This window comes from Paraglaciecola aquimarina (genome assembly GCF_032464635.1).
Taxonomy (GTDB): domain Bacteria; phylum Pseudomonadota; class Gammaproteobacteria; order Enterobacterales; family Alteromonadaceae; genus Paraglaciecola; species Paraglaciecola aquimarina.
The window spans coordinates 521,983-540,282 of the sequence record NZ_JAWDIO010000002.1; the positions used below are offsets into that span (position 1 = coordinate 521,983).

13 protein-coding genes, 4 tRNA genes and 2 pseudogenes are annotated in these 18,300 nt (G+C 42.3%); 8 read left to right on the forward strand and 11 right to left on the reverse strand.

Features of this window, described 5'->3' with window-relative positions; translation table 11 throughout:
- Positions 1 to 566: 566 nt before the first annotated feature.
- From tuf to RS130_RS03235, 5 genes and pseudogenes are all read right to left on the reverse strand, one after another.
- A pseudogene (gene tuf, locus RS130_RS03215) lies at positions 567 to 1,749 on the reverse strand (elongation factor Tu).
- A 64-nt stretch (positions 1,750 to 1,813) separates the two neighbouring features.
- Positions 1,814 to 1,889, reverse strand: a tRNA-Thr gene (locus RS130_RS03220).
- 12 nt (positions 1,890 to 1,901) lie between these two features.
- Positions 1,902 to 1,975, reverse strand: a tRNA-Gly gene (locus tag RS130_RS03225).
- A 33-nt stretch (positions 1,976 to 2,008) separates the two neighbouring features.
- A tRNA-Tyr gene (locus RS130_RS03230) sits at positions 2,009 to 2,093 on the reverse strand.
- Between the two features lie 8 nt (positions 2,094 to 2,101).
- Positions 2,102 to 2,177: transfer RNA gene (locus tag RS130_RS03235), tRNA-Thr, on the reverse strand.
- Between the two features lie 321 nt (positions 2,178 to 2,498).
- On the opposite strand from RS130_RS03235, the gene RS130_RS03240 reads away from it, so the two are divergent.
- Positions 2,499 to 4,106 (forward strand): sensor histidine kinase, encoded by a 1,608-nt coding sequence (locus tag RS130_RS03240; RefSeq protein WP_316024768.1) that lies wholly within the window; start codon positions 2,499 to 2,501, stop codon positions 4,104 to 4,106.
- Positions 4,099 to 4,512 carry a response regulator gene (locus RS130_RS03245; RefSeq protein WP_316024769.1) on the forward strand — a complete coding sequence of 138 codons (414 nt, stop codon included), beginning with the start codon at positions 4,099 to 4,101 and terminating at the stop codon, positions 4,510 to 4,512. Before RS130_RS03240 ends, RS130_RS03245 begins: the two co-directional genes overlap by 8 nt.
- Positions 4,513 to 4,651: 139 nt before the next feature.
- Here RS130_RS03245 and RS130_RS03250 read toward each other — a convergent pair whose 3' ends face one another.
- The 6 genes and pseudogenes from RS130_RS03250 to RS130_RS03280 all read right to left on the reverse strand — a co-directional run bounded on the left by RS130_RS03250 (position 4,652) and on the right by RS130_RS03280 (position 9,851).
- Entirely contained in the window at positions 4,652 to 4,987 is a 336-nt protein-coding gene (locus RS130_RS03250; RefSeq protein ID WP_316024770.1) for a hypothetical protein, read from the reverse strand.
- Positions 4,971 to 5,405: a type III pantothenate kinase gene (locus RS130_RS03255; RefSeq protein ID WP_316024771.1), complete on the reverse strand. Its 435-nt coding sequence runs from the start codon at positions 5,403 to 5,405 to the stop codon at positions 4,971 to 4,973. The genes RS130_RS03250 and RS130_RS03255 overlap by 17 nt, the downstream gene beginning before the upstream one ends.
- A complete protein-coding gene (gene birA, locus RS130_RS03260; RefSeq protein ID WP_316024772.1) occupies positions 5,389 to 6,363 on the reverse strand; it encodes a bifunctional biotin--[acetyl-CoA-carboxylase] ligase/biotin operon repressor BirA in 975 nt (324 codons plus the stop codon). Before birA ends, RS130_RS03255 begins: the two co-directional genes overlap by 17 nt.
- Positions 6,364 to 6,374: 11 nt before the next feature.
- Positions 6,375 to 7,373: pseudogene (gene murB, locus RS130_RS03265) on the reverse strand (UDP-N-acetylmuramate dehydrogenase).
- Positions 7,374 to 7,533: 160 nt separating this feature from the next.
- Positions 7,534 to 9,171, reverse strand: coding sequence for a SulP family inorganic anion transporter (locus RS130_RS03275; protein ID WP_316024774.1), 1,638 nt, complete (start codon positions 9,169 to 9,171; stop codon positions 7,534 to 7,536).
- A 23-nt stretch (positions 9,172 to 9,194) separates the two neighbouring features.
- Entirely contained in the window at positions 9,195 to 9,851 is a 657-nt protein-coding gene (locus RS130_RS03280; RefSeq protein WP_316024775.1) for a carbonic anhydrase, read from the reverse strand.
- A gap of 297 nt (positions 9,852 to 10,148) precedes the next feature.
- On the opposite strand from RS130_RS03280, the gene RS130_RS03285 reads away from it, so the two are divergent.
- The 6 genes from RS130_RS03285 to RS130_RS03310 all read left to right on the forward strand — a co-directional run bounded on the left by RS130_RS03285 (position 10,149) and on the right by RS130_RS03310 (position 18,256).
- A complete protein-coding gene (locus tag RS130_RS03285) occupies positions 10,149 to 11,093 on the forward strand; it encodes a hydrogen peroxide-inducible genes activator (protein WP_316024776.1) in 945 nt (314 codons plus the stop codon).
- A gap of 258 nt (positions 11,094 to 11,351) precedes the next feature.
- Entirely contained in the window at positions 11,352 to 11,984 is a 633-nt protein-coding gene (locus RS130_RS03290; protein ID WP_316024777.1) for a hypothetical protein, read from the forward strand.
- A gap of 172 nt (positions 11,985 to 12,156) precedes the next feature.
- Positions 12,157 to 13,623 (forward strand): S8 family peptidase, encoded by a 1,467-nt coding sequence (locus tag RS130_RS03295; RefSeq protein ID WP_316024778.1) that lies wholly within the window; start codon positions 12,157 to 12,159, stop codon positions 13,621 to 13,623.
- Between the two features lie 139 nt (positions 13,624 to 13,762).
- Positions 13,763 to 14,092 (forward strand): two-component regulator propeller domain-containing protein, encoded by a 330-nt coding sequence (locus RS130_RS03300; protein WP_316024779.1) that lies wholly within the window; start codon positions 13,763 to 13,765, stop codon positions 14,090 to 14,092.
- Positions 14,070 to 15,179: a ligand-binding sensor domain-containing protein gene (locus RS130_RS03305; protein ID WP_316024780.1), complete on the forward strand. Its 1,110-nt coding sequence runs from the start codon at positions 14,070 to 14,072 to the stop codon at positions 15,177 to 15,179. Before RS130_RS03300 ends, RS130_RS03305 begins: the two co-directional genes overlap by 23 nt.
- On the forward strand, positions 15,152 to 18,256 hold the full coding sequence (locus tag RS130_RS03310; protein ID WP_316024781.1) for a hybrid sensor histidine kinase/response regulator: 3,105 nt from the start codon (positions 15,152 to 15,154) through the stop codon (positions 18,254 to 18,256). Before RS130_RS03305 ends, RS130_RS03310 begins: the two co-directional genes overlap by 28 nt.
- Positions 18,257 to 18,300: the final 44 nt, after the last annotated feature.

Sequence of the window (18,300 nt, forward strand, 5' to 3'; positions counted from 1 at the left end):
ACCTCGTAAGGGCTATCAAGCTTATTGAGACACCCATAAAGATAAACCTCGTAAGGGCTATCGTAGAATTTAGCTATGGGTGTTTTGATTAAATGGGTAAATAGAAAGTAGAGCCAAGCAAGTCGTGAAAAGCAAAGGCTGGATCCCTGCTAACAGCATGCAGGGATGACGGGGGTTGTGGTGTGACTGCAGATTAACCACGCCATGTTGAATTCCAGACAGCTAGTTTATGACAGCTTATTAAGACACACATAAAAGAGAGCTTATTAAGACCCTCATAAAGGTAGCTCCCATTAGGATGACCATCAAATTTAGTGATGGGTGTCTTGATTACATCTTGATTACATTGTGATGGGTGTCTTGATTACATTGCATCTTGATTACATTGTTGATTACATTAATGACAGGTAATTAAAGCTAACCGATTCTGGCTTATACGTTATTCCTGCATGCTGATGGCAGGAATGATGAGATTTAACCTCGGGCAATAATCTAAAGCTTACAGCGGCAGCCATAAAAAAAGGCCACCGAAGTGACCTTTCTTGAATCAGTTAATAGCTAAACTATTAAAGGATTTTAGCTACTACGCCAGCACCAACAGTACGGCCACCTTCACGGATTGCGAAGCGTAAACCTTCGTCCATCGCGATTGGGTTGATTAGCTCAACTTTGAATTTCAAGTTGTCGCCAAGGCATGACCATTTCTACGCCTTCAGGAAGCTCTACAGCACCTGTTACGTCAGTTGTACGGAAGTAGAACTGTGGACGGTAACCTTTGAAGAATGGAGTATGACGGCCACCTTCATCTTTAGACAATACATATACTTCTGCTTCGAAGTTAGTGTGTGGGTTGATTGAACCAGGCTTAGCTAGTACTTGACCACGTTCAACTTCTTCACGCTTAGTTCCACGTAAAAGGGCACCAACGTTCTCACCAGCACGACCTTCGTCTAGAAGCTTACGGAACATTTCAACACCAGTACAAGTAGACTTCATTGTATCTTTGATACCAACGATTTCTACTTCGTCACCTGTGCGTAAAATACCACGCTCAACACGACCTGTTACAACCGTACCACGACCAGAGATTGAGAAAACATCTTCAATTGGAAGTAGGAAAGGCTTATCAACGTCACGCTCTGGCTCTGGGATGTATGAATCTAGCGCTTCTGCTAGTTCTACAATTTTCGCTTCCCATTCTGCTTCGCCTTCTAGGGCTTTAAGCGCAGAACCTTGGATAACTGGAAGGTCGTCACCAAGGAATTCGTATTCAGAAAGTAATTCACGTACTTCCATTTCTACCAATTCTAGTAATTCTTCGTCGTCAACCATGTCACATTTGTTCATGAAAACAACCATGTAAGGAACGCCAACCTGACGACCTAACAAGATGTGCTCACGTGTTTGTGGCATAGGACCATCTGTTGCAGCAACAACCAAAATCGCGCCGTCCATTTGAGCAGCACCAGTAATCATGTTTTTAACATAATCGGCGTGTCCAGGACAATCTACGTGGGCGTAGTGACGAGTAGGAGTATCATATTCAACGTGAGACGTTGAAATAGTAATACCACGCTCACGCTCTTCTGGAGCGTTATCGATTTGATCGAATGCCGATGCAGCACCACCGTAAGTTTTAGCTAGTACAGTTGTGATTGCAGCTGTTAATGTTGTTTTACCGTGGTCAACGTGGCCGATAGTACCGACGTTTACATGCGGTTTAGTACGTTCAAACTTTTCTTTTGCCATTGTCTATTCCCCAGCAAAGTACATTAAGATAAATTTTTTAGATTGAGATGGGGAGAGAAATGTGTGGTGCTGATAGGCAGATTCGAACTGCCGACCTCACCCTTACCAAGGGTGCGCTCTACCAACTGAGCCATATCAGCATTTCACAAAAATGGAGCGGACGGCGAGAATCGAACTCGCAGCATTAGCTTGGAAGGCTAAGGTATTACCACTATACGACGTCCGCACTACTTGCTCTCATACCATATCAAGCAAAAAGTGGTGGAGGGGGCTGGATTCGAACCAGCGAAGGCGGAGCCGTCAGATTTACAGTCTGATCCCTTTAGCCACTCGGGAACCCCTCCGAGATTGATGGTGCCGACTACCGGAGTCGAACTGGTGACCTACTGATTACAAGTCAGTTGCTCTACCAACTGAGCTAAGTCGGCACGTCATCAAGTGGGTGCGGATATTAGAGTAAGAATTGGGGTCGTGCAAGTAGGAATTTAAAAAAAATTCAATTTTTTTTACTGATTGGCTAAATTAGCAGCAAAGCGACTAGTTTTATAGCAAAAAATCATAATTTAATGGCTAATATAATGATGCAAAGGTATGTTCGTAGCAGATTACAAAAAACTAATAATTCGAAATTTATTCAATTAGTAGTGATTAATTTTAGTTATTGAGTTTTTTCTGAGCAATAACGATCAATGTTATTTATGCACTGCCGGCATGAGAATAGGCATAATTTGTCTAAAAGGGAGTTTTTGATGAGCCAAGATATCTACCAACAAAGATACTTAAGTGAAAAGAAAGTAAGAGAGGAGCTCGAATTACTGCTAGAGGCCAAAACCTTAGAATTAGAAACCTTAAAGAATAACCTAAACAACACAATAAAAACCAAGACCAAAGAAGCGCTCAGTTCCTCTAATCTTGCAAAGACTCAGTTCCTTGCCAATATGAGTCATGAAATAAGAACTCCCCTTACTGCTATTATCGGTTTTGCGCAAATATTACGCCACGAAAAACCCAGCCCGTCTGAACAAGATAAATACTTAGACATCATCACCACTAACGGGCGTCATCTAACCAACCTAGTTGCTGAGATTTTAGACTTAGCCCAAATAGACTCGCAAAACCTTACTCTGAAAAATAAACGTTTCAATTTGGTTCAATTATTAACAGAGTTGCAGGCTGTTCATTTTGTTGCGGCTCAGTCAAAGTCACTATCCTTAGACTTTGATGTTGCACAGGGTATTCCAGAATGGATAGTAAGTGATCCCGACAGATTGAAACAGGTGTTACATAATTTGTTATCAAACGCCATTAAGTTTACTGATCATGGTGGCATAACGTTTCAAGTGTGCGCCAATTGGCAAAGCTACACGCTAACTTTTGTCGTGACCGACACAGGAACAGGTATCTCGGCGGAGCAGCAAGAACATATATTTGACAGTTTTAAGCAAGCTGATAGCAGTGTCACACGTAAAAACGGCGGTACTGGATTGGGATTAAGTATTGCTAAATCCATTGTAAAGTTGATGGGAGGACAATTGAATGTGGAATCAGTACCCAATCAAGGCAGTCAATTTACCGCAACCATCAAAAGCAACAAAATGGAAGGAAGAGCTCATCTGCTTCCTTTGTTCCCCAACCCAATGTCCGCCTCAGAGTTTATTCAAGCGCCAGCGTTAAGTGGTGAAGTGTTGCTAGTCGAAGACGTGCCAGTGAACCAGCAATTGATTAGTCACCACATCAAACAAACCGGCGCAAATGTAGTGCTTGCCGAAAATGGCTTGCAAGGGATCGAGATGGCCATGAGTAAAGAGTTCTGTGTTGTATTGATGGATATTCAAATGCCAGTATTAGATGGTAAAGAGGCATTAAAAGGCCTATTACAATTAGGCTATAGCCGTCCTATATACGCGTTAACAGCTAACGTTATGCAAGAAGACAAAGATGAGTACAAACAGCTAGGCTTCAACGGCGTGCTTCATAAACCACTAGAACTAAATCATCTGTTTGAGGTGCTAAGTCAGCATCTTCCCCCTTCAAATGAGGTGGCCGAACATCCTGCAGAGCTCGCCTTGAACAAGACAATCAACGATATTATCAAACCGAAATTTTTGTCGTCTTTGCAAGACCACAATCCTCAACTAAAGCTCTTCAATGAACAACAAGAATATGCAAGAATAGCCGATATATTACACATAATTAAAGGCAATGCTGGCACCTTTGGCTACGATATTCTGACTGAAACCGCTGATCTTGCTCTAACGTTAATTAGAAGTAACAACGCCCAAGATGCATCCATTCCCGTACAAAGTGTAATTACGCAAATAGATACAATATTACAAAATGAGACAATACGTGGTTGAAAACATTAATATATTGCTGGTAGACGATGTTGAATACAGCCGAGAGATTTTACGAAGCGCAATTATATCTTGCATAGATGACAATAAGTTCCCTATTCGTCCTCACTTTTTTCAAACCGGTGATGGCACAAGTGTGATAGAAATAGTTCAGCATAGGAATATTCACCTTATCTATCTTGATATCAATTTAGCCGCCATCACGTCTGGTTTAGATGTGTTAGAGGGGGTCAGAAAGATATACAAAGATCTAGAGGTGGTGATGTGCTCAAGTGAAAGCTCATCAGACAACGTCATGGCCGCTATTAAGAATGGGGCCAATGGCTTTATTGTCAAACCTTTTAACTCTGGGCGAGTAAGCGATACCTTAAAAAAATATCTACTTAAAAATAAGCTGATAAGCGATTAATATTCATAACAGCTCTACCATAACAGCCTCAGTGACATTTGAATGAGCACTAGATTACAAGTTGCCCGAAGCCTAGCCCACCGGACGCTTACGGAAGATGAAAAGCAAAAGTATATTTGTGCTGCTGCCGAGTGTACATTTATTTATTGGAGTGGCTATAAGTCGCTTGTTGCTCGACATAAGCTAACATCCCCTCAAGCACAAGGTTAGCAAATGGTTTATTTTTGTGTTGGATATGTTGCTTGAGTAATCCTTGATGGCCACCACCGATAAATATTCTGTAGTCATTAAATTCAGACTGCATATAGTTTTCTGTCGATAGCAAAAAGCCCTGCATCGAGGCTAAAATTCCCATATTGATACACACTTCTGTGTCTTTACCGAGTGACAAATCAGTAGGAAAATCTTGCTCTATACTCAGGTTTTCTGTGTTTTGCAGTAACGCCACTTGCATCGTATTAAAACATAGGCGCAATCCAACCGCCTAAATGTTGCCCAGTTGCATTAACTACATCACAAGTCATAGCGGTGCCAAAATCAAGTACTGCAAAATTACCTGCATACTGCTTGCGACACGCCAACATGGCTAACCACCGATCAACACCCAATTTATTAATTTTTTGATAAGCACAAGTTAACCCCGCGAATGCTGCCTGGGACGCTATGTGGTAACTTTCAATATTGTTGTCGGTCAGTACAGTTTGAATTTCTTTGACCTTTATTTTTTGTCCAACCGCAGAAATGTAACACGTTTTTACTGTTGCAAGCATGGCTAACAAGTCGTCGGCTTTTTGTATAACGCCAAAGTGCTTTTTGCCTGTTGAATCGACCAATGCGTACTTTATGCAGGTATTGCCCACATCCAATAGTAAAATGTTATTTGGCACGGACACTAATCTCTCCACCATGAAACGACTGCAAACCGGATTGTGTCTCTAACAACAAAGCACCATTGGTATCAATACCTCTACCTATGCCTTCAATGGTCTTTTGTCCCATAATCAGCCTAATAGCCCGGTTAGCGTATACATCGAGTTGCTTCCATTGTTCGACAAATGGCTTTAAGCCGTCTTGCTCAAACAGTAATAATGACGCGTGCAACTCATCAATTAAATAACCCGCCAGTTGATTACGATCAATTGGAGTTTCGCTAATTTGCATTAAATCAATCCAAGGTTGATCAATGTTTTTCACATTATTTGGCAAAGCGACATTTAGCCCTATGCCAATGACGCAATCACAACCTGAACCAATTTGACCTTCTACTTCAATTAATACACCGGCTAACTTTTTACCTTGGGCGTAAATATCATTTGGCCATTTCAATCTAGCATCATCAATACCACACAATTTTAAGGTGTTAGCCACAGCCACACCAATAGCCAAACTCAAACCAGCCAAAACAGTGTAACCACCAGTAAAATGCCAATGCATAGACAAGTACAAGCTAGCGCCATAAGGAGAAACCCATTCTCGACCATGCCTCCCGCGCCCAGCAGTCTGCGCTTCAGCCAAGCAAACATGACCGTTAACTAAGTCGCCTGACTTGTTCTTAATATATTGATTAGTCGAATCAATCACATTCAACACTTCAACATTAGCAATATTCATACAACTAAGATGTTTACTGATTACCACAGGTTCTAACATTGATAGAGGCTGAGCTAAACGATAGCCTTTACCAGTAACGCTATAAATATCTAGACCTAAATCAGCCAAGGTTTTTACATGATTTGAAATAGCCGAACGGCTAATCCCTAAAGATTCACCCAATGCTTCTCCCGAATGAAACTTACCATCTGCTAATGTAGCCAATAAAGAGCTGCGGATATGGCCTAAGTTGTTTTTCATGGCTTGATTCTTCATAACGCAGTCATACCATTTCTATCAATTAATCTCACTTCATTTTCCAAGGCAATGGTAAATACTTGCAACACTTTAGCGCGAATCTCTCTGGCCAATGTTAATAGCTCAGCGCCCGTTCCAGTCCCGTCATTGGTCAGCACCAAAGGTTGACGGTGATGGCAACTAATGCCCCCCACTTTTTTCCCTTTAAATCCTAGCGTATCAATTAACCACGCAGCCGGCACTTTGACATGAGCGGCATTCACAGGGTAGCTTGGTATGCTTGGCCAGTCTTGCTTTAAGTCTGCATATAATTGCCTAGTAATAACCGGATTTTTAAAGAAGCTACCGGCATTACCTAGTTGGTTTGGGTCTGGGAGTTTGCTTTGTCGAACCGCAACCACTGTAGCAAAAATGTCTTGTGCTGTCGGGGCAGAGAGCGTTCTCAACTCTCCATAATGCGCCACACCTTGCCAAGCGGTGGGGAATTTCAATGTTACTTGGGTAATCACTGCTCGATTTAATAATGCATGTTTGAAAATACTGTCGCGATAGCCAAATTGACATTGTTCTGCATCTACACTCTTTATTTCACCATCAACTAAGTCAACGTATTGTACTTGATGAATGAACGTGGCTATTTCAACACCATATGCCCCAATATTCTGTATTGGTGCGGCGCCAACTGTACCTTGGGATTAACGCTAAATTCTCTAGACCGTATACTTGATGTTGCATGCACCACTTAACGAGTTGATGCCAATTTTCGCCCGCTTGGGCAGTGACATAAAAAAATCAGAGCGTTGCTGTAAAGAAATACCAGTGCCAGACATTTTTAGCACCGTCCCCTGATAGTCTTCTAAAAATACGGTGTTGCTCCCTTCGCCTAACACTAGGTATGGAGTGGCCCCTAAGGATGCCAACACGGCTTTTAACTCAACACTAGAAGCAACAGGAATGATGTTGCTAGCAGATGCGTTTAGATTGAAGGTATGAAAAGGAACAAGAGTCTGCAAAACAAAAGCCTAAGAGAAATTTTCGCTATTTTAATAAAGATCATGGTGAATACTAGTACTAATTGTCACCCCAAAAATGACAAACCTTCTATCACCCTACTTACTGAGTGCAAAAAAAAGCCGCTTCAAGTGAAGCGGCTGACTCTCTTTATCACTATTACTAGGATAGAGCGTCTGAGGGTTGGGTTAACTTACTTTGAGGCGTACCTTCAATTACCAAGACAGATTTTTCTAGCGCTTCAATTAAGGTATCGCACTCAAAATCTGCCGGTTTGTCACCAATGATAGCCACTAACACGTCTTTCACTTCTGCGTTCATGCCGCAAATATACAATAGTTTTCCAGACGCTTTAGTGTCCGCAATAATGGTATCTACCGCCATCGCCGCAGACACATCCATTGCTGGGATCCTAGAAAAGTCGAGTATCAATACCTCTGAACCCGGTTTTACATTTTGTCTGACATGGTGACCTAAGTCAGCTGCAGCACCAAAACTCAAGGGGCCTGCAAAGTTAAATATATTGACTTTGCCATGACCTTTTTCTAGCAATGCTTGTTCTTCAGGGTTACTAGAAAACTTAGGGATAGCTTTTAACTGTGCAATCTGCAATTGAGCTATTTGACGTACATAAGCCAAAGCCGCCAACACCACACCTACACCTACTGCAGTGATAAGGTCAACGAAAACGGTTAATCCCAATACCAATATCATTAGTGCAAAGTCCCAACGAGGACCGTTGTGGGCACGTTTAATGTAGCGCCAATCAACAATATCTAGACCAACCTTAACCAAAATACCTGCTAAAACCGCGTGCGGTATATTGGCAGCAAGTGGGCTTAAACCAAGCACAACAGCAACCAGTACCAAAGAGTGCACCATTCCAGATAGTTTTGTTTTACCACCAGAACGAATGTTAACCACGGTACGCATGGTCGCACCTGCACCAGCAATACCACCAAATAAACCGGCTACTGCATTACCCACGCCTTGACCAATAAGCTCTTTATTACTTTCATGACGAGTACGCGTCATGTTGTCAGCCACTAACGAAGTCAACAAGCTATCTATTGCGCCCAATACAGCCAAAATGAAGGCCGCTTCTAATACCAAAAATGCTTGGCTCTGTTCATAAACAGGTAAATGCAAACTAGGCAAACCGCTCGGAATTGCCCCCAAGACAGGCACTTCAGCAAGTAATAGGCTAATTAACGTACCGATAATTAATGCTGCTAATGGTCCTGGAATATATTTGCCAAATTTTGCTGGCCACTTAAGCGCAATCAACAATGCTAACGCACCTAAACCCAAGGCAACAAAATTAATATTTGAAAGAGCTTGGGGCAAATAAGACAGTGCCCCTATAGTGCCGCCTGGAGAGTCATGCCCCATAATTGGCCCAAGCTGCAAAATAATAATAATTGCCCCAATACCTGTCATAAAGCCTGATATAACCGGATAAGGTACCAATCGAATATATTGCCCTACACCTATAATGCCGAATATTACTTGAAAGATACCAGCTAGAATTATTGCAGTGAAAATAAGCTCAACATTTCCCGACAAACTTGCGAATAAGCCTGCGAGAACAACAACCATAGGCCCTGTTGGCCCTGATATTTGTGAAGGAGTACCACCAAAAAGCGCGGCAAAAAAACCAACAGCAATCGCGCCATACAAACCTGCCAATGGCCCAAGGCCAGAAGCAACACCTAGCGCCAAAGCGAGTGGTAACGCTACGACACCAGCAGTAATACCACCTGTCAGGTCTCCTCGCAAATGTGAAAAATCAATTTTCATTTCTTTCTAATCCTTGCCTTTATTTATAAACCGATAGCCGATTTAAATTGATTCTCACCGGTGTAGCACTCTTGCATAGGTTTAAAGCTCTCACTTTGAGGATCGAAACAAAGCACTTCACCTGATTCAATATTATAAACCCAACCATGAATACGCACTTCTTTACAGGCTAACCGACCCGCAACCGAAGGGTGTGTTTTGAGGTGCTGCATTTGTAGCAACACATTTTCCTTGGTAATTTCTTCTAAATGTTCACTACCAACCGAACCGTGTTTATGTTTAACCACTTCGGTCGCACCACGACAGTGCCCAAGCCATTCTTTCACATGAGGGAGTTCATCCAGCGCTTCTGGAGAAATAGCGCCTTTCATGGCACCACAATCAGTATGGCCGCACACCACTATGTCAGATACACCAAGTGCAGCCACGGCAAATTCGATAGACGCGGTCATGCCACCAGTTTGGTTACTATGGGGAGGCACTACATTTCCCGCATTACGACAAATAAACAAATCACCGGGCCCTGTTTGCGTAACAAGATTCGGATCTATTCGCGAATCTGCACAAGTAATAAACAAAACTTCTGGATTTTGACCGGTTGCTAACTTTTGAAACACTTCTTTGTTTTTTGGAAAAACATCTCGTTGAAATTTTGCAACACCTGAAATCACATGTTCCATTACCTACTCCTAAAAATTTATAAATGAAAACTCAATTACCCCTAACCACTTCAAAATACCTGCTTAGTATGAATCTCTGTGGAATTTCACTTCTGTGTTGTTTGTTGTTAAAAAGCAAACAACAGTATTCAAAGAGGCACCTTGAATTCACATACCTAGCCGTTCTTCATACATTATTTTGCGATGGTTTAGGCATATAGCTAACAACGACCTTTAGTTTTGCCTGATAGCTTTATAGAAAAATACAGAATCTCGTGATAGTCTTTATCTATTAGCGAAACATATTGCAATAAAACGATGCCAAACACTCAACCCCAACTGTCTATTAAACAACTAAAGTATTTTGCAGCAGTCGCCCACACGCTTAACTTTCGGCGCGCTGCTCATCAGTTAGGTATCAGTCAACCTACGCTTACCAATCAAATTCTTAAACTTGAAGAAGGGTTGCAATTAACCCTTTTTGAACGCTCGCGAAACGGCACCATGCTATCTGCTGATGGTCGAGAGTTATTAAATCATGCAGAACAGATACTGAATACAATCAATGAATTTCAAAGTGTTGCACGAGAACTATCTCAAGGCCCCAAAACCACGTTTAAATTAGGCATTCCACCTACATTAGGTCCTTACCTACTGCCTTTTGTTTTACCCCAGTTACACCACCTTTACGACAAACTTAAGTTTTACGTACGAGAAAGCGCGCCAAACGAACTGCATGCGGGTTTATACAAAGGTGATTACGACTTAATTATTTCCCCCTTAGCAGGTTTACCCAGTGACTTTGTGGTAGAACCCCTATTTACCGAACCTTTGAAGTTAGTATTGTCGAGCGAACACCCTCTAAGTGAGAACGTATTTGTAGAGCCTGATAGCCTTAAAGGCCTAAGAATCCTCACTCTAGAAGATAAGCATCACTTCCATCATCAAGTGTTAGATGTTTGCAATGAATTAGGCGCCGAATTGCAGCGTGATTACGAAGGAACCAGTTTAGATACCTTAAGACAAATGGTAGTAATGGGTATGGGAGCGGCATTTTTACCCGGCCTATACGTACATTCAGAAATGCACAACCCTGAAGCGCTAAAAGTGTGTGAAATAAAAAACAAGCCTATACTCCGTCAACATGCACTGGCATGGCGAAATACCTCTCCGTCACGCGTGTTTTTTAGGGAGCTTGCCGACCGCTTTCGCCGAATCATTCAGGCCCGTCTAAATCACGTGGTTGAGGTATATAACCCTTAACCCGTTCGCTATTCACTGCCCCTTCCCCGAAAGATAAAAATGAAAAATACGACATGAAAAATATGACACCACCACCAAATTAATCATTCGTATTTTTCAGCCGAAACCATTCATATCTTTCATCAAACAAAAAATAACATTAAAATCAAACAGTTAAAACATGGCATTGAAAATGCTTTATACCGTTAGAAAATTAATTTAGCCCGTTTATTAAATGGGATAATCACAATTGGCTTGTCGAGTCTAACGGAGAAAAAAATGAAGCGACAGTTTCAAAAAGTAGGGTTGGCGATACTCGCTGCCTCATTTACGGTTGGCGCTTTACACGCCAGTGCAGCTACAAACGATACACAGCATACTTCTTTATTGGGTGGGCTTTTGGGCCTACAAAGTACTGCTACCTCATCAAGTTCGGCAGATGCGGCAAGTTCAAATACTCTTAACCTTAGTGACCTTACGTCAATTGTCGATGTAAACCAATTAACCGATGCTCTTGGCTTGCCTGAGTTGCCAGTGGTTAGCAGCTTAGTCAGTATGAACAATGAAATATTGATCCAAGGCGGAGAGCTACCGATACTTAGAGACTTAGTTAATTTAATAGGCGGCGTGATTACCCACGAACTGCCCATTGTATCGGGGATTGGCATTAGAGTCAGTGACCTACAATTAGCCATATTAAAACAACTACCACTTATCGTTAAGGTCACCGAAAACCAAGCCGTCTTTACTGCAGGCTCACTAGAACAGTGTCAGGTGTATGGTAGCCACGTTTTAGACGCGTCTTTCAACAAAGTAAAATGGAATTTATATAACGGTAGAGATATTGAAGCCAACGTTTCAGAAATGGAACTAACCTTAGCCAGAAGATTTAGGTCGCGTTTTATCGGTTAGATTTAACGGTCGCACCTTATATTCTAATTTCTTTAGAAACCAAAAGGGCCAACTAAATCTGAAGGCCAGTGACTTTTATCGTGATGCTAAATTAGCCCCTTACGAGAACGCAAAGCTTGAAATGACTTTCTCCTCTTTTGGCGCAAACTATTATTCGCAACGTGACTTTTCAATGAATATAAAGTTCCAAGAAGAGTGTACAAGAAACTTAGTCAAAGGTTATGAAACCCAAGCAAATGACTTTGACAGTAATAGCTACTATATTCAGGCCATTGGCGCCGACACCCTGCATGAACAGGGAATTACAGGTAAAGATGTAACCGTTGCGGTGATTGACAGTGGCTTATGGGCCAGTCATTCAGCTCTAAAATATGATACCCAATATGGCAATCGTATTCGCGCTGCTTATGATGCAATCAACGACACAAATTTAACCACCAATAATCTAACAGACGAAAATAGTCATGGCACCCATGTAACTGGCATCATTGCCAATAGCCAGCATGCAGTCATTGATGGTTATAGCAAGAATCACTATCAAGGTGTGGCTCCCGACAGCAACCTAGTCGTAGTGAAAGCATTTCACGAAGACGGGCATAGTACCTATTTAGACGTTATTCGTGGCCTACAATTTATTGCAGATAATCATGAAGAACTGGATATACGTGTATTAAACATGTCGTTTGGTGCTCCGCCTAAGTCACATTATTGGGAAGATCCAATCAACCAAGCAGTTATGGCGCTATGGGCTGAGGACGTTGTGGTTGTAACATCGGCTGGTAACACAGGCCCTACGGCTATGAGTATTGGTGTACCAGCTAATGTGCCGTATGTGATCAGTGTGGGGGCTATCAGTGACAACTACACTCCAGACAACAAAAATGATGATTTCCTATTGAGCTTTTCATCGCAAGGGCCGACCCATGAAGCTTTCGTAAAACCAGAAATGGTTGCTCCAGGCGGCCATATGTTTAGCCTAGCTCACCAAAACATGTATGTGCCGAGCAACAACCCACAATACCAAGTAGGCAATGACAAATTTATTATGTCTGGTACTTCTCAAGCTTCAGCAGTGGTAAGTGGCATTGCAGCCTTGATGTTGCAACAAAACCCAGAACTATCTGCAAGTGATGTTAAATGTCGCTTAATGAGCAGTACCAAAATGGCCCAGTTTAACGGCCAATTGGCTTATAGTCCGTTTCAGCAAGGATCTGGATATGTGGACGCTGTCAGCGCATTAAACTCAACTAATACTGGCTGCGCTAACCAAGGCATGGATGTTGTGGCTGATTTAAATGGCGACACTCATTATATGGGCGCGGCGCGTAGCGACGGCAATGGTCAATACTACATCCAAGGTCTAGAAGCCTTCATGTGGGATGAAGCCTTCATGTGGGATGAAGCTTTCATGTGGGATGAAGCCTTCATGTGGGACGAAGCCTTCATGTGGGACGAAGCCTTCATGTGGGATGAAGCCTTCATGTGGGACGAAGCCTTCATGTGGGATGAAGCCTTCATGTGGGACGAAGCCTTCATGTGGGATGAAGCCTTCATGTGGGACGAAGCCTTCATGTGGGACGAAGCCTTCATGTGGGACGAAGCACACATGATTCAGGAGAGTTGGTTAAGACAAGAATAAGTTAACTCTGCCAGCTATCGGCTCCTGCTTTAATGATCAACAAATAATTTGTTAGTCATTGATACAGGAGCCTTTTTATTGGCAGCAGCGCCCCTTTGAGGTAGTCTATTTCAAAATTGTACGCTTCTTCGGTTCCATAATGATTAAGAATAGTTATTTCTGGCTTTTATTTACCTTTTTCACTGTCCATCTATCTGCCGCTGAAATCACTAATTTTAATTTTACCCCCGCAAGCATCAGTAAAAACCTTTCGCAAAAAACCATAAGACAGATTTACCAAGATCATACTGGCTATATTTGGTTGATAACCCAAGAAGGTTTATCTCGCTTCGATGGTTATCAGCTACTCAACTTTACTCACAACCCTCGAGCTACAGATTCTATTAGCTCAGATAACGTTCGCGCCGCCATTGAAGACAAGCAAAATAGATTATGGGTTGCCACAGATGGGGGGGTTAAATTTGTTTAACCCAGCTAAACAGAACTTTACTCGGCTAAAGGCCAAAGAGAATGATCCGAGTAGGCCAATGTCTAATGGGATCAGAACGATGTACCGTGATCCTCAAGACATGATTTGGCTTGGTTATAACGATGGCAATTTTAGTCAATTTGATCCCGAGGCAGGTGTGTTCAAACACTTTGAGACCCAACAGTTAATGCCAGCCGGCAGTAAACGTGCCCAGATAACCTCCATTGCCAGCTATAACAATCAAATCTGGCTGACCACAGATGGCAATGGAATATTCCTACTAGACAAAACCACGCAAAAACTTAGCCGTTGGTTTACTGGTTCTGCAGCACCATTATTTAGCGACCGACTCACCCAAGTATTCATTGATAACCAACAGCAGCTTTGGCTAGCGAGCTACGACTCAGGGGTTATGGTAGGTCGCCCACAGCTTAATAACTTTAGACATTTGCAACATCGAGCTGAGCAAAGCAATAGTTTGGCCGCAAATCTAGTGCATCATATTTATCAAGATCATCAACAACGGATTTGGATTGGAACTGAAGCAGGCATAAGCATTTGGGACGGCCGCAATCAATTCAAAAATTACTCAAGCGCAGATAGTTTAACCCACGACAAAGTACTGTCCATTTTTGAAGATAGCACTGGATTTATGTGGATTGGCACCTTTCACGGTTTAGTCAATGCTATAGAAGTGCCTTTTGAGCACTATGACAAAGGCTTGGCTAGCAATGTTATTATGGGCTTCGCCGAAACGCGTTCATCCAATCAACAAACGTCGATTTGGGTCGCTAGTTACGGTGGACTGACGCGACTAGACGAAAACGGCAAGATCCAACAAGTCTTTGACAAAAATAGTCAAACTAAGTTGAAAGATGTCCGTGTTATGAGCATCAAAGGAGATAATAACTTATTGTGGTTTGGTATGCGTGCCGGTGGTTTAGGTCGACTAAACGTTGACAATGGATCCATTGATTATTTTAGCCATAACCCAGATGAGCCAAATAGTTTAAGCTTCGATGGAGTCACCACTATTTACCCAGATAGTATGGGCAATGTTTGGGTCGGTACCTATGGCGGGGCTTAAACTTTCTCAAAGCTGGTGGCAATGAGTTTATTCACTACCGCCATGAACCTAATAACCCGAACAGTATCAATAGCGACAAAATCTTAGCTATATATCAATTGCTAGACGGCACAATAGTTGTCGGCACAGTTTCGGGAATAAATTTACTCAATCCTAACACCTTAGAATTTGACCGCATCGAACATCAAGCCGACAATTTCGATAGCTTATCGGCCCCTGTAGCCTGGGCATTTCATCAAGATAAAATGGCCCAGCTTTGGGTTGGCACCCAAGGTGGAGGGTTAAACCAGTGGTCAATCCAAAACATTAATCAGCGTCACAATAACTTTAAACGATATGATGGCTCTAACGGGCTACCTAGCAGCCATATCTATTCCATTTTAGAAGATGACAATAACCACCTTTGGTTAAGCAGCACCCAAGGCTTAACAAGAATGGACAGAGCATCGGGTAAAGTGCGCCACTTTGATACTTACCAAGGTTTGAAAGACAATGAATTCAATCATGGAGCCGCGTTCAAAGATAGCCATGGCTACATGTATTTTGGTGGAAATTCGGGGGTAGTTCGCTTTCACCCCAACGACATCAAAGACAACCTAACGCCTCCTCCTGTGGTTTTAGTACGTATCAAAAAGCTCAATGAACAAGTCTGGTTTGACGTTCCTTATCAACAACTAGCCAGCTTAGAACTTGATTATCAAGACTATTTCATTTCATTCGAGTTTGCCGCTTTAGACTTCAATGCACCTGACCTGAATGAATATCGCTATCAACTTGAGGGTTTGGACAACGATTGGATTGAGCTTGAAAACAGACGGTTAGCCACCTTCACCAATCTTCCTTCAGGCGACTATGTGCTAAAAGTTCAGGCCAGCAATCATCAGGGGTTATGGAATACGACAGGCGTATCTTTACCTATCAGGGTATTGCCACCGCCTTGGAAAACAATTTGGGCCTACAGTTTATACACATTGGTCATTGCTCTGATCATTATAAGTTTCATATGGCGTTTCAATAAAAAACGACAATTAGAAAAACAGCATTTAATAGAGCTAGAAGAAAAAGTAGAAGAACGCACCAAAGCCCTACGCAGTGCTAACGAACAATTAGTCGTGAGTATGCAAGAAACAGATAAAGCAAGAGTTGCTGCAGAACAAGCAAGCCGTGAGAAAAGTAATTTCTTAGCCATTATGAGCCACGAAATTCGCACCCCAATGAATGGAGTGCTTGGTATGACGGAAGTGTTACTCAGTTCAGAGCTAAAACCCAAGCAACAACATTTTGCACAACTGGTATATCGTTCTGGGCGGCTGCTACTCGATTTACTTAATAATATTTTAGACTTTTCGAAGTTAGAAGCGGGTAAAGCCACTTTAGAATCTGTCCCGGTTGATGTAGAAGCCTTACTTGAAGATGTATGCGATCTTTTTAGTGAAACAGCGCACAACAAGGGGCTACAAATCAATCCCATTTTAATTAAGGGCGAGACCCCGATAGTACTTGGTGATCCAGCTCGCTTACGACAAATTTTGGCAAACCTCACCAGCAATGCGATTAAATTTACCGAACGTGGGGAGATTAACCTCAGTGTAGAAATCCTGCCTTGTTTTGAGCATCAACCGATACCAAAACATGCAGAATACCCACACACCGGCATCGCCTTTCATGTCCAGGACACCGGAATTGGCATGGCTCCAGATCGCCAGCAAAAGGTCTTTGAAATGTTTACCCAAGCCGACGCTTCCACCACCAGAAAATACGGAGGTACAGGCTTAGGTTTGGCCATTTGTAAACAGCTTACCGCGCTCATGGGTGGCAAAATCCAGCTAGAGTCAGCTGAAGGAATTGGCAGTCGCTTTAGTCTAGAAGCAGACTTTCCATTAATAGAAAATGTTCTACCTAATACCAGTAAAATAACCGATTGCCCTACCGTTTATTTGGTCAATTTACAAAATGGCTTAGGTCACTCTTTAAGCGCGATGCTAAGCAAATTACAGATTAAACACTTACACGTACAGAGAGTCAAAGCAGAATTAGCCGCCGTCAAGAATGGTATTTGGATCAGCTTGCCTGAACATCAACCCGCCATTCAAAATGCTAAAATTGACCTTAAAAAATGGATTTGCCTTCTACCTTCGTCCCAGTGGCAAGAAAATGATCAGCGCAATGTGTTAGCACTACCCATTCATTTAATTAATTTACAATCATGCTTACATCATGCTTTAGGGATTGCAGACAATAACAGTAACGCTAAGTCCACCGAACAGCGCAACCTACAAAACTTTGCGGCTAAGATACTTGTTGCTGAAGACAGCTTAACCAATCAAGAAGTAGCAAAAAGCATGCTAGGCATGTTAGGTTGTGAAACTTGGTTGGCTGATAATGGCGCAGAAGCAGTAGACCACATTAATAACCATCAACCAGATTTAGTCTTGATGGATTGCCAAATGCCAATCATGGATGGCTACGCTGCCACCCGAGAAATACGTAAACAGTGGCCACACATCCCAGTCGTGGCATTAACGGCTGGAATGGGCGACAATTTACATCAGCAATGCATGGACGCGGGCATGAACGAAGTCATGTCTAAGCCTTTTTCTATTCAGGAATTAGAGCAAACTTTATTACGTTATTTACCTTTACCTGCCGATAACAATGAAGTAAAGCAAAATACGGATGTTCAGATAAATGACTTGCCGAATAAGCAATTAGAAATAGATGAGTTATTAGATCAAGCGACAATCAACACCTTGCTCAAAATATCTCAAGATACCGGTAACGACGTGTACGGCAAAGTACTCGATGCATTTTGCTCTGAAGCGGATGTATTGACTAAGAGCATACTAGAACAAGCTGAAGGTGAAGATATTAATTTTACAATGATTGCAGAACAAGCTCATGCGTTAAAATCTATGGCAGGTAATACCGGCGCAAAAGCGCTATTTGAATTGTGTAAAAGCCTAGAACGTCAAAGTAGCGAAGGGCAAGTAAACGAGCTAAGCACTTTGGTCGAACAGATCAGTTCAACCTTTAATTTAAGTCGTGCTGCTTTGGAGGAGTTCCGCAATGCAAATTGAGAACCCCTTAGAGTATTAGTGTGCGACGATGATCTTACCGCGCG

Coding starts and splice junctions, on each gene's coding strand:
- RS130_RS03275 (WP_316024774.1), bottom strand. CDS start 9,171: ATGAAAATTGATTTTTCACATTTGCGAGGAGACCTGACAGGTGGTATT.
- RS130_RS03305 (WP_316024780.1), top strand. CDS start 14,070: ATGGGGGGGTTAAATTTGTTTAACCCAGCTAAACAGAACTTTACTCGG.
- RS130_RS03290 (WP_316024777.1), top strand. CDS start 11,352: ATGAAGCGACAGTTTCAAAAAGTAGGGTTGGCGATACTCGCTGCCTCA.
- birA (WP_316024772.1), bottom strand. CDS start 6,363: ATGAAAAACAACTTAGGCCATATCCGCAGCTCTTTATTGGCTACATTA.
- RS130_RS03280 (WP_316024775.1), bottom strand. CDS start 9,851: ATGGAACATGTGATTTCAGGTGTTGCAAAATTTCAACGAGATGTTTTT.
- RS130_RS03295 (WP_316024778.1), top strand. CDS start 12,157: ATGAATATAAAGTTCCAAGAAGAGTGTACAAGAAACTTAGTCAAAGGT.
- RS130_RS03285 (WP_316024776.1), top strand. CDS start 10,149: ATGCCAAACACTCAACCCCAACTGTCTATTAAACAACTAAAGTATTTT.
- RS130_RS03240 (WP_316024768.1), top strand. CDS start 2,499: ATGAGCCAAGATATCTACCAACAAAGATACTTAAGTGAAAAGAAAGTA.
- RS130_RS03300 (WP_316024779.1), top strand. CDS start 13,763: ATGATTAAGAATAGTTATTTCTGGCTTTTATTTACCTTTTTCACTGTC.